Raw genomic sequence first — 10,891 nt, 5'->3', positions numbered from 1 at the left:
TTTGCTCATGGTCATTGCTGGGTTCGTTCGGCCAGACCATGGCTCTCTACGGATTGGGGACATTGAGGCTATTCAGCTTCCGCCCCACCGGCGAAATATCGGAATGGTCTTCCAGAGTTACGCGCTCTTTCCTCATATGGACGTCTTTTCAAACGTTGCTTTTCCGCTCTCGATCCGAGGCGTGTCCAAGGAGGAGACTCGCCGCCGGGTCGAGGTCGCTTTGGCTCAGGTCCGTCTTTCGGGATATTCGAAGCGACGGATAGATCAATTATCGGGCGGCCAACGACAGCGGGTCGCGCTCGCCCGAGCAGTCGTCTTCGGTCCCAAGATATTGCTTATGGACGAACCGCTATCGGCGTTAGACAAAAGGCTTCGGGAAGAAATGCAGATCGAGATCCGGCAAATCCATCGGGATCTCGGAATGACTACCGTCTACGTGACTCATGATCAACGCGAAGCTTTGACGATGTCAGACCGTATTGCGGTAATGGACGGTGGAAACATCGTACAGATTGATACACCCTATAATCTCTACCGAGCGCCACAGACCCGTTTTGTTGCAGAATTTGTCGGAGAGTCTACTCTTTTGCCTGTTTCGTTCGATGGTGAGGATGTTAGCTACGCAGGGCAACGGCTAAACCTTGCCACGCATCTTAACAGGGCACCATCAGATCGCTCGATGCTCTTGATCCGGCCAGAACACATACGGATAGCGCGGGAAGGCGCGGATGAGCGCGGTAGGCATACAAATTGTTTTGACGGAAAGGTTCAGCAAAAGCTTTTCCAAGGCGACCAGCTTCTACTCAAAGTTGATCTTGCGGGTGGGCACGAGATACTAGTTCGGGAGCCCGCCAGTCACGCAGCAGCCGGACACTCTTTAGAGATTGGCGACAGAGTGTCTCTCTTCCTAGATCGCGAAGACAGCATTCTCGTTCCGGGGACCGCGCGATGAGTGCGGCATCCGGAGGTACAGCGTCGGGCAATGCCGTTGGCCTTAAGTCTGACGCTCGTCGTGAAGGACTGTCAATGTTGGCAATCACCCTGCCGGCAGTCCTATTGGTGGCTCTGCTCGTCTTACTGCCTATGAGTTGGCTCTCATGGCTTTCATTTGTAGATGAGAGCGGCGCATTCACACTCGAGAATTATACGCGGATATTCGTGTCCGGCGCTTATATTCCTATAATAATCAACACCTTCATTATCTCTTTCGTTGTGACGCTGCTAGTCAGTGTGTTGGGTTATCCAATCGCTTATCTGATGGCGCAATCGTCTCCCCGGGTTACTTCGTTCCTCCTTACGGCAGTTCTACTGCCATACTGGACACCAGTGTTGGTGCGAACCTACGGTTGGATGGCGATTTTACAACGAAACGGCCCACTAAATGAGGCCCTCCTAGCACTAGGCGTAGTCAACGCGCCAGTTCAATTTCTTTATCAAACGAGTGGCGCAGTGATTGGTATGACACAGATTATGCTGCCATACTTAATTATTCCAGTTTATATAGCTTTGCGCGGTGTTGATAAGGATTATCTTAGGGCTGCCGCGGGGCTTGGCGCTTCTCCGACGGTTGCATTTATCCGGATTTATTTGCCGTTGTCTCTTCCGGGCTTTGCGGCTGGCGTCTTGCTGGTCTTTATACTTTCGATTGGGTTTTATGTCGTACCAGCCCTTATGGGAGGTGGAAGAGTCACCATGATTGCAATGCGTATCGAACGCAGCGTGATGGTCTTTCCAAACTGGGGTGCGGCCAGTGCTCTTGCTATTGTTTTGCTCGTAGCAACGCTGGTGCTGCTCGCAATATCCGTTAAACTCGCAAGGTTGGGAGGCAACCTCCGATGAACGATATGCAGATCCCGCATCTGAACCGCCTATGGCTTTACGTCTTATGCGGCCTCATTGTTTTCTTCCTAATCGCACCTGCATTTGTTATCGTGCCGATGTCATTCTCTTCATCATCACAATTGCGCTTTCCGCCTTCTGGGTTTTCTCTACAGTGGTACGAACGGCTATTTTTTGATGCCCGCTGGCAGTCAGCGATGGGCGTCTCTGGATTGGTCGCGATGGGTACTGTCCTAGTGGCAACGCCATTGGGCACCCTAGCAGCCTATGGTTTGCATCAGTATAAGGGGATGGTGTCCACCCTGATCAATGTGTTGATAATGTCGCCGATTATGCTGCCGGTAATACTTATTGCTATCGGAACGTTTTTTCTGTACGCAAAAATCGGACTATTGCATTCCATTGTGGGGCTAATTCTTGCCCACAGCTGCTTGGCGATTCCGTTTGTGATGATAAGCGTTGCGTCTGGATTGACCAAATTCGATATGAATTTGGAGTTGGCAGCTCGTATACATGGCGCGACGAGGGTTCAGACCTTCTTGCGCGTGACGCTTCCCCAGCTTCGCATGTCGATTGCCGCTGGAGCTCTGCTGTCACTTGTGACATCGCTCGACGACGTACTGATCTCACTATTCATTTCGGGTGGCTCTAGTACAACTCTGACAAAGCTTATGTTTTCGTCGATGCGTGATCAGATCGACCCAACCATAAGCGCCATATCGACATGCCTAATAGCCCTTGCAGTAATTGCCATTACGATAGCTCGGTCAATTGGAGTTGGCGAACGCAAATAGGCGGCCAAAACTTGTAGAGATGTACACTTAGGGGGCATGAGGATTTGTGAGGCGGGCTGGAATGAAGTATGTCGTCACCATTGAATTTTAGCCGGCGGATGTGAAAAAGGGCAAAACGGGCAGCGACAAAGACATGGTCGCGCCGGCAAGCGAACATGTTCTCTGCTGGTTCCATATCACCATGCGCAGTACGGTGCTGCGCCAATTCGGCGTACCCCTCCGGTGACGGCCGCCTTGCTGAGGTAGGCTGAAGGCTGCGAGTCCTAGTGCAAGCACTAGGAGTAGCCGTGTGACGAAGCATCAGATCGAAGTGATCACGTCGGTTGAGCGGCGCCGGCGCTGGTCTCGGGAGGAGAAGGAGCGGTTGGTCGCGGCGACGTTTGAGGCTGCCGCCAGTGTTTCCGAGATCGCACGATCGGCCGGCATTCATGGAAGCCAACTTTTCCGGTGACGATCGAGCTTGGCGGCGCCCGCCGCCTGCGGGTCGAGAGCTCGGCGGGATGAGCAAAATCATTGGCATGGACGAGCGAATATGATTCCATCGCGCCATGACCGATGCGGCCGATCAGCTTCCCGGTGACCTTGCCAGTGCGCACGTGATGATCCTCGCCGAGCGTACCGCCCGTCGTGAGGCGCAAGCGCTCGGCCGCCCGCGCAAAAGCCGTGAACTCGCGCACTCGGATGCGCTGATCGCTCGGCTCAGGCTGGAGATCGAGAAGCTGAAGCGCGAGATCCATGGCAGCCGGTCCGAACGCAAGGCGCGGCTTCTCGAACAGATGGAGCTGCAGCTTGAGGAGTTGGAAGCCGACGCCAGCCATGACGAATTGGCGGCGGAACTGACGGCACGCCCCTCGACGGTCAGGGCGTTCGAGCGCAAGCGCCCGTCGCGCAAGCCTTTCCCCGACCATCTGCCGCGTGAGCGCGTGATCATCGTCGCGCCGGCGAACTGCCCGTGTTGCGGTTCGGGCGAGCTGGACAAGCTTGGCGAGGATGTTACCGAGACGCTGGAGGTGATCCCGCGCCAGTGGAAGGTGATCCAGACCGTGCGCGAGAAGTTCTCTTGCCGCCAATGCGAGAAGATCGCACAGCCGCCGGCGCCCTTCCATGTGACGCCGCGCGGCTTTGCCGGGCCGAACTTTTTGGCGATGATCCTGTTCGAGAAGTTCGCCCAGCACCAGCCGCTGAACCGGCAGAGCGAGCGCTATGCCCGCGAAGGCATCGACCTCAGCCTGTGTCGACGCTTGCGGACCAGGTCGGAGCCTGTGCCGCGGCGCTGAAGCCGGTGCATGGACTGATGGAGACGCATGTGCTCGCCGCCGAGCGACTGCATGGCTATGACACCACCGTGCCGATCCTGGCGAAGGGCAAGACCGATACCGGTCGTATCTGGACCTATCTATGGACGGCCTCGTTTCTGCAAGTGCCCTGTAGCGATCTGACAAGCTCTCGGTTGCTGCTATCTATTCGGTCTTTGGTGCAGCGCATGCTGCTGACCTCGATGAGATACGCGGATCGACACCCAATTACGTTGACGGGCACAGTCGCCCGATAGGTCCAACGGGTTCAGTCGATTCCGGTCCGACCGGATTGCCATCACACTTCAATCGCCCTCGCATTGCCGATATTTGGCGTAGCGTTTCTTCAAACAGCCACGCGATAGTTCTGACCTGTTGTCATAACCGCCCAGGCGATTCTGGCAGTCTTATTAGCCAGCGCGACCGTGGCGACGTTAAAATGTCGCCGCGCAAGCAGACCGGCGACCCATGCCCCTTTCACCCGGCCGCTTCGAATGTTGTGAACAGTCGCACGGGCGCCGTGGATCAGCAGCTTTCGGACGTAGCTGTCGCCACGCTTGCTGATCCCGCCGAACCTCTCCTTTCCGGCTGTAGAGTGTTGCTTTGGCGTCAGACCTAGCCACGCCGCAAAGTGTCGGCCAGAGGAAAAATAATTGGGATCACCAGCGGTGGCGACCAACGCTGTGGCCACGAAGGGGCCGATCGTAAGAACAGTCATCAGACGGCGGCAGACGTCATCATTTTTAGCCATCGCCACGATCCGATCATTGAACGCCGCGATCTTTTGCTCGGTATCGCGGATCTGATCAACAAGTCCATCGAGCGCCTCACGAGCGCATGGTGGAACGCGCTCATCGGTGGCGACGAGGCTCATCAACTCTCGGGCGCTAGCTGTTCCCCTCGGCCGAACGATGCCAAATTCTGAAAGGTGGCCGCGTAGGGCATTTACCGCCGCGGTCCTTTGCCGGATCAGCAAGTCGCGAACGCGATGCATCATGAGCATGCTCTGCTGCTCGACTGTCTTTGTGGGAACAAATCGCATTCCCGGCCGCTGGACTGCATCGGCGGCATCATGTTTATTTGTCTTCACATAAGGGCGAACGTAGCGGGCCGGCATCAGACGCGGCATGTGTCCGAGCTTGGCTAACTCTCGTGCCCAGTAGTGCGCGCCACCACAGGCCTCAAGCCCGACCGTGCAGGGCGGAAGGTTGGCGAAAAAGTTCAAAACCTTGCTACGAGGCAGCTTGCGTCGGACAACAGCCTGCCCATCTTCGTCAACACCATGCACCTGGAACCAGCTCTTCGAGGTGTCGAGGTCAATTGTGATTATTGTCATGACAATTCCTCCTGTTTCTGTCGCACGTCATCGGACGGTCGGTGGAGGCCGTCCATCTCATTATGTCAGGGATGACCGGCCGTTCGGCGGAACATCGCCGCCGGCGGCACTTTACTATGCCTCGCGCGATCGGCGGCAGGAACATCCTGAGCGCCATCTGAGGACCTTTAGCGGCATTCGCAGGCGGACGCCTATAGCGGCTACGATCCGCTCTTCAAGGCAGATCGGGGCCCTGGTCCGCTGACCCAGGCGCTGTGCTGGGCGCATTATCCAGGGCGAAGTTTTATCTCGGGTATTTGGCTGCGCACGCTGCATTTACGAGAGGTTGAGGCGTTCTGGTGTCCGGATAAAAGCTGCGGCAGGATCGTAGGATGCTTGCGAGCGAGGGGACGGACTTGCAGATACCGCTGCGCACATCGTCGACGATCGAGGACTATGTTGCCACGCAGGAGTGGCAGCGCGCGTATCTATCGGGCTGCCCGCTTCATCCGCACGGTGTCTGTGCCTTTCGACGCCATGGCAGCTATGCACGGCTGACCAGTCCCGGCGTGCGCATCGCCCGCTGGTATTGCCCGGAAGGGCGGATGACATTCAGCTTGCTGCCGGATTTCCTGGCAGCCCGTTTGCCCGGGCTGCTTGCAACGATCGAGCGCACCGTCGCGGTGGCGGCATCGGCAAGAAGCATGGAAGTGGCGACGGATGCGCCGCGCGGACCGGAGATTGGCCTCGCGGGAGCGGTGCGCTGGCGTCGGCGGCGGGTCATTGCAGTGCGTGGGTCGATCATGGCTGTCAGGGTGATGGCGCCATCATTGGCGGCAGATGTGCACGCGTGCGCGGCCGCAGCAGATGACGTACCGATGTTGCCCAAGTTGCGCCGGGCGCTGCCAACCCCGGCGCTGAGCTGCATCCTCGCTCCATTGGGCTTCGCTCCGGTAGCGCTTGGTGATGCCCGTGCCATGGCCCGGACGTCTGGAGCGCGCTGGGTCACGGGCTTCAGGGCGGCATCACCAGGTGCCTGCGGCCAACACGAAGTGGGGCCTGACCGCAATCCCGCAGCCCGCTACGCTGGGTCGGTCAAGGTGACAGGATCGCCATGCAGACCGAACCCAATGTCACGCCCTCCGCCGAGGATATCTGCCGCGTTTGGCGCGCCGACCTCCGCCTGAGCAGTGGCGCAGCCATTGTTTACATGCAGAGGATCAAGCTGTTCCGCGCCTATTGCGTCGAACATGGGCGGGTGGAGCGCGGAGAACTCACCCTCGAACGCCTGAACCGCTTTATCGACTGGTATGCGCAACGACGGAATCTCGATCCGCGTTCGCTACATCTTTTCCGGAGCGGTCTGCGTTCGCTCAACCGGATCTATCATAGCTTGGGGTTAGCACCGCCGCCTTGGCGATCGCCGCGTCCGGCAAAGCCGCCGGCAACACCTTTGCTTTCGGAGTATGCCGACTATCTTCTGCGGCATCGCGGCAATCCGCAAGCGACTGTAGACCAAAAGCTGTATCAAATCGGCAAGCTTCGGGATCACCTGGCGCAGGCCGGCGAAGACTGGCATTCGATACGCTTGGTTGCGTATTCCGATGAAGCCGGCCACTGATTCCGATTTGAAGCCGGCCGGTCATTCCGATTTCATTCCGGCCGGTGTTCCGATTTGAAGCCGGCCATTTTTCGGACTGATCCTGGGTCTCGTTGATGTTTGGATTGGGTTTCGTTTCAGGTCAAGCTTGCGCTATTTCAGACGCTCTTGGCGAGCGCTGTTTTCGCATGCTTTCACCGGTGAGATCGATGCGATAGGCGTTGTGAACGAGGCGGTCCAGAATGGCATCGGCAAGAGTTGGGTTTGCAATGATCTCGTACCAGTGATCCAGGGGCAGCTGACTGGTGACGATGGTTGATCGGCGTTCGTAGCGGTCTTCAATGATCTCAAGCACATCACGCCGCTGGTCATCATTGAGTTTTTCCGGTCCCCAGTCATCGAGAATGAGAAGGTCGGTTTTGGCGAGTTGCTTGAGGATCCGGCCATAACGTCCGTCGCCTCTGGCAAGGGCAAGTGTTGCAAACAGCCGGGGAACGCGGTGATAGGCGACGGAGAAATCCTCTCGGCAAGCTTTGTGGCCAAGCGCACAGGCCAGCCAGCTCTTGCCCACGCCCGCCGGCCCGGTGATGAGAAGACTGTGATGCTTGCGAATCCAGTCGCAGCCGGCAAGCGCCATGAACAGATTGCGGTCGAGACCGCGTGCAGCACGAAAGTCGGCATTCTCGATCTGCGCATCATGGCGAAGCTTGGCAGCCCTGGCGCGAGCCTCGAAACGCTTCTGGCGGCGCATGGTCGCCTCGCGTTCGAGCAGCATGGCAAGCCATTCGCCGTGCTCGAGGCCGCGTGCTTCGGATTGTGCGTCGAGCTCCTGGAAAGCGGTGGCCATGCCATAAAGGCCGAGCTCTCGCAGCATGTCGATGGTCGGATGGATAAGCATTGGTGTGTCTCCTCAATGAAAGTAATCAGGGCCACGCAGATTGGCGTGATCGACGATGGCGGTCGGTTCGGTGGAATGCCTTGCGGCCTTGTGATTGGCGATAAGCGAGGCGATGCTCTTGCAGTTCAGGCCACCGATCTCGACAGCGCGGGCGGATACGGCTTCGGCCCGATTGCGATCGATGTCGCGAAACAGGCGTAGGATGCCCAGACATGTTCGAAAGCCCTGCTCGGGATGCGGACGGCTGGCGAGAATTGCGATGACCAGACCTTCGGTCTGCGGCCCGATCGACGTGGCCCAACGCCGAAAGCGCTCCGGTGTCCATTCGGCATAGCGCCGGTGGGAACTGGGCATGTGATCCGGATCGGTTCCGTGGCGAGGACCGCCATAGCGGCGCTGATGCACCGCGACGCGCTTGCCGCGGTGGAAGATCTCGATCGTGCGCGCCGTTGCTCTCAGATCAACCTGCTGGCGAATGAGGCTGTGCGGCACGGAATAAAAGAAAGTCTTGAACTCGACGTGGTAATCCGTCGAGACGCGGGCCAAACGCCATTCGGCAAACTCGTAGTCTTCGCTCGGAAGGCTTGCGAGTGCGGCACGCTCGACACTCTCGAACAGTTGCCGGCGACTGGCGCCCAGCCGGCGCGTGACGTGGTCGTTGATGCGATCGAGTGCCTGACGAATGGCCGCATTGGCTTCTGCCAGCGAGAAGAAGGTCTGATTGCGCATCCGCCCCAGAATGCAGGACTGGGCGAAGCGGACGCCGTTCTCGACTTTGGATTTGTCCTTCGGTCGCCGCGGCCCTGCCGGCAGGACACCGACACCATAGTGGGATGCCATCATGCCGTAGCTTCGGTTGATCTCGGGATCGTAGAAACTGGCGCGGCTGACGCCCGCCTTCAGATTGTCGGGGACGATCAGCCGGGAAACGCCTCCGAAGAAACGAAACATCCGAACATGCGAGCCGATCCAGTCGGGAAGTGTTTGTGTCCATGTTGCTTCAGCATAGGTGAAGCTGGATGCGCCGAGCACCGCCACGAAGATCTCTGCCTCGCGGATCTCACCGGTCTTGCGATCAACAATCGGATCTTCTTGCCGGAATAGTCGACGAAGACCTTGTCGCCGGCCGCATGCTCCTGGCGCATCGTCGGCGAAAGCCGCTGCTCGAAACTGCGAAAGAGTTCGCAGAAGCGACTGTAGCCATATCCTTCGGGATGCGACCCACGATAATCCTCCCAGAGGATGAGCAAGGTGACACCGGGCTTCTTGAGCTCGACGGCAAGATCGGCCCAGTTCGGTTCTGTGCGTCTTCTCGTGCCCTGTTTGACGCCGTTGCGAGTGAAGAGTTTGTTCTCGAGCGCATCGTCGGTCAGTTCGCCCGGCAAGGGCCAGGTCAATCCAACCGCCGCTGCGCGCTGCAGATTATCCTGCACCGTACTGCGCGCTATTCCCAACACGACGGCAATCTCGCGGGAGCTCGTCCCGCTTCCGGCAAGCCGCAGCATTTGTCGTAACTGTCTCATGGTCAGCCTTCTCTTTGCCGGCATCAAAATCTCCCCGTTCATCGCGGGGCATTTGATGCCAAAGTTGCTGACCCAGGAGGTAATGTTCAGTGCCGAAAACTGGCCGACTTTTGATTGGAATGGTGGCCGGCTTCAAATCGGAATGGTGGCCGGTCTTTGATCGGAATGGCGGCCGGCTTCACGTCGGAATCCGCACGCTTGGTTGATGTCGACGCCTTTCTCGTCGCTTACGCACAACGGTATTCCCGGTCGTACGTTAGTGGCGTCGCGTCCAGTATCCGCTGTTTCCTGCGTTTTCTGCATTGGAGCGATCGCATTCCCGTCGATCTCAGCGAAGCCGTGATCGCGCCGGTGCAACCGCGCCTCGAGCGACCGCGGCGGGCGCTCGCCTGGGAGGATGTGCAGCGCCTGCTGAAGGCGGTGGATCGGTCGACACTGATGGGACTGCGCGATTACGCGCTCCTGTTGATGATGAGCACCTACGGTCTTGGAGCGGGCGAGGCCATCCGCTTGCGGTTCGAAGACATCGATTGGGAAGCCGGCACCCTGTCGGTCGTTCGGCCGAAGACGGGGACGGCCTTCATATTGCCGCTTCTGCCGGCGGTCGCTAAGGCGTTGGCAGACTATCTCCACGGCGGGCGCCCCATGGACACACCCACCCGGCATCTGTTCGTGCAGATGCATGTGCCGTTCGGTCCCTTGGCGGCTTCAAGCGCGGTCCGCCATATCGTCGCAAGGCATGCGAGAGTTGCCGGGATATCGGCACCGTTTCTCGGCAGTCACGTGTTGCGGCATTCGCACGCCGCATGCCAGATCGATCTCGGCACCCCGCCGCGCGTGGTCTCAGAGCTTCTTGGGCATCGGGATCCGGAGTCCCTTTCCGCCTACGTGCGGATCGCAACGGAGACGTTGCGTGATGTCGCATTGCCGGTGCCGTCATGACCAGGCGCGGCTGGAGCTGAGTTTGAAGTGTGCCACCTGCAGCTTGGTGCGCTCGCCGCCGAGAACCGCCTAGTCTTCTGACCAGTCGAACTGGAACGCCTCACCAGGTTCGAACGCCAGCGGCACGAAGGTGCCGCGCCCGCTCGTTTGCATCTGTCGCTGGCGGTCCTCTTTCCAGGCACGCGCAAAGGCGGCAACGCGGCCGTATGAGCCCTCATAGCCGAGGCTCATCAGGTCTGCGTGCAACTGCCTGATCGTGCGCTTCTGCTTGCGCGACCTGTTCGCTTCCGTCCTCAGCCAGGCCGACAACCGCTCGGCATAGTTGCTCGGCCGCTCCGGCACCTTGAAACGAGGCTCGACCTCGTCGGATCGCAGTATTTGCGGGTGGTGTTCCGCGAAAGCTCCGTGCGCCGCGCAATCTCCCGGATCGACAGTCCGTCCCGCAGGTGCCAGCGCCGGATAACGCTCAATAACGCCATGTCTATCACTCCAAAGTCCCCCCGCAATCAGCCAGCAGGGGTGGGTTCAAACATGGGTCACTTCTCAATGGAAAAACCGCCTAATCCCGGGTCAGTTCTCGGCGGAAATCAACACGCGGGCAATACCGCTAACAGACTGAAAGCCACAACGATTGATTTTAACTTCATAATTCTACTCCCATTCTCGCGAGGTGTCTCGATCATTT

The 10,891-nt window shown here is 58.5% G+C and carries 10 protein-coding genes and 4 pseudogenes; 9 read left to right on the top strand and 5 right to left on the bottom strand.

Translation table 11 applies throughout. The annotated features are described in order from the left end of the window. The 5 genes and pseudogenes from CN311_RS02805 to tnpC all read left to right on the top strand — a co-directional run. On the top strand, positions 1 to 952 hold a 952-nt coding region (locus CN311_RS02805), incomplete at its 5' end, for an ABC transporter ATP-binding protein (protein ID WP_133117122.1). Then, positions 949 to 1,839, top strand: a complete 891-nt coding sequence (locus tag CN311_RS02800; RefSeq protein ID WP_097571899.1) for an ABC transporter permease — start codon at positions 949 to 951, stop codon at positions 1,837 to 1,839. The genes CN311_RS02805 and CN311_RS02800, both read left to right, overlap by 4 nt. Further along, on the top strand, positions 1,836 to 2,633 hold the full coding sequence (locus CN311_RS02795; RefSeq protein ID WP_097571898.1) for an ABC transporter permease: 798 nt from the start codon (positions 1,836 to 1,838) through the stop codon (positions 2,631 to 2,633). The genes CN311_RS02800 and CN311_RS02795 overlap by 4 nt, the downstream gene beginning before the upstream one ends. A 289-nt stretch (positions 2,634 to 2,922) precedes the next feature. Beyond that, a complete protein-coding gene (locus tag CN311_RS02790; protein WP_245440701.1) occupies positions 2,923 to 3,084 on the top strand; it encodes a transposase in 162 nt (53 codons plus the stop codon). Positions 3,085 to 3,181: 97 nt separating this feature from the next. Then, positions 3,182 to 4,032, top strand: a pseudogene (tnpC, locus tag CN311_RS02785) (IS66 family transposase); the annotation flags it as partial. A 242-nt stretch (positions 4,033 to 4,274) separates the two neighbouring features. Here the strand turns inward: tnpC and CN311_RS02780 are convergent. Continuing rightward, on the bottom strand, positions 4,275 to 5,264 hold the full coding sequence (locus CN311_RS02780) for an IS110 family RNA-guided transposase (protein ID WP_097571896.1): 990 nt from the start codon (positions 5,262 to 5,264) through the stop codon (positions 4,275 to 4,277). Between the two features lie 46 nt (positions 5,265 to 5,310). Between CN311_RS02780 and CN311_RS02775 the strand changes: the two are divergent. Next, positions 5,311 to 5,531, top strand: a pseudogene (locus CN311_RS02775) (IS66 family transposase); the annotation flags it as partial. A 256-nt stretch (positions 5,532 to 5,787) separates the two neighbouring features. On the opposite strand, the gene CN311_RS02770 reads toward CN311_RS02775, so the two are convergent. Continuing rightward, entirely contained in the window at positions 5,788 to 6,171 is a 384-nt protein-coding gene (locus tag CN311_RS02770) for a hypothetical protein (protein WP_097571895.1), read from the bottom strand. A 186-nt stretch (positions 6,172 to 6,357) separates the two neighbouring features. Between CN311_RS02770 and CN311_RS02765 the strand changes: the two genes are divergently transcribed. Beyond that, positions 6,358 to 6,864, top strand: a complete 507-nt coding sequence (locus tag CN311_RS02765; protein WP_097571894.1) for a hypothetical protein — start codon at positions 6,358 to 6,360, stop codon at positions 6,862 to 6,864. Positions 6,865 to 6,985: 121 nt separating this feature from the next. Here the strand turns inward: CN311_RS02765 and istB are convergent, their stop codons facing one another. Both istB and istA read right to left on the bottom strand, forming a co-directional pair. Then, positions 6,986 to 7,741 (bottom strand): IS21-like element helper ATPase IstB, encoded by a 756-nt coding sequence (gene istB / locus CN311_RS02760; protein ID WP_097571893.1) that lies wholly within the window; start codon positions 7,739 to 7,741, stop codon positions 6,986 to 6,988. Between the two features lie 12 nt (positions 7,742 to 7,753). Next, positions 7,754 to 9,264, bottom strand: a pseudogene (istA, locus tag CN311_RS02755) (IS21 family transposase). On the opposite strand from istA, the gene CN311_RS32840 reads away from it, so the two are divergent. Continuing rightward, positions 9,263 to 9,424 (top strand): hypothetical protein, encoded by a 162-nt coding sequence (locus CN311_RS32840; protein ID WP_189556919.1) that lies wholly within the window; start codon positions 9,263 to 9,265, stop codon positions 9,422 to 9,424. The pseudogene istA and the gene CN311_RS32840 sit on opposite strands and share 2 nt — an antisense overlap. 38 nt (positions 9,425 to 9,462) lie before the next feature. Continuing rightward, entirely contained in the window at positions 9,463 to 10,206 is a 744-nt protein-coding gene (locus tag CN311_RS02750) for a site-specific integrase (protein WP_245440700.1), read from the top strand. Here the strand turns inward: CN311_RS02750 and CN311_RS02745 are convergent. Continuing rightward, positions 10,207 to 10,685 (bottom strand): annotated as a pseudogene (locus CN311_RS02745) (IS21 family transposase); the annotation flags it as partial. It abuts the gene before it with no gap. Positions 10,686 to 10,891: the final 206 nt, after the last annotated feature.

Source organism: Mesorhizobium sanjuanii, from assembly GCF_002529485.1.
Taxonomy (GTDB): domain Bacteria; phylum Pseudomonadota; class Alphaproteobacteria; order Rhizobiales; family Rhizobiaceae; genus Mesorhizobium; species Mesorhizobium sanjuanii.
This window is presented reverse-complemented; position numbering and strand designations above follow the sequence as displayed.

Excerpts from the sequence above, each read along its gene's own strand:
- CN311_RS32840 (WP_189556919.1), top strand. The coding sequence starts at position 9,263 with ATGGTCAGCCTTCTCTTTGCCGGCATCAAAATCTCCCCGTTCATCGCG.
- istB (WP_097571893.1), bottom strand. The coding sequence starts at position 7,741 with ATGCTTATCCATCCGACCATCGACATGCTGCGAGAGCTCGGCCTTTAT.
- CN311_RS02770 (WP_097571895.1), bottom strand. The coding sequence starts at position 6,171 with ATGCAGCTCAGCGCCGGGGTTGGCAGCGCCCGGCGCAACTTGGGCAAC.
- CN311_RS02800 (WP_097571899.1), top strand. The coding sequence starts at position 949 with ATGAGTGCGGCATCCGGAGGTACAGCGTCGGGCAATGCCGTTGGCCTT.
- CN311_RS02795 (WP_097571898.1), top strand. The coding sequence starts at position 1,836 with ATGAACGATATGCAGATCCCGCATCTGAACCGCCTATGGCTTTACGTC.
- CN311_RS02780 (WP_097571896.1), bottom strand. The coding sequence starts at position 5,264 with ATGACAATAATCACAATTGACCTCGACACCTCGAAGAGCTGGTTCCAG.
- CN311_RS02765 (WP_097571894.1), top strand. The coding sequence starts at position 6,358 with ATGCAGACCGAACCCAATGTCACGCCCTCCGCCGAGGATATCTGCCGC.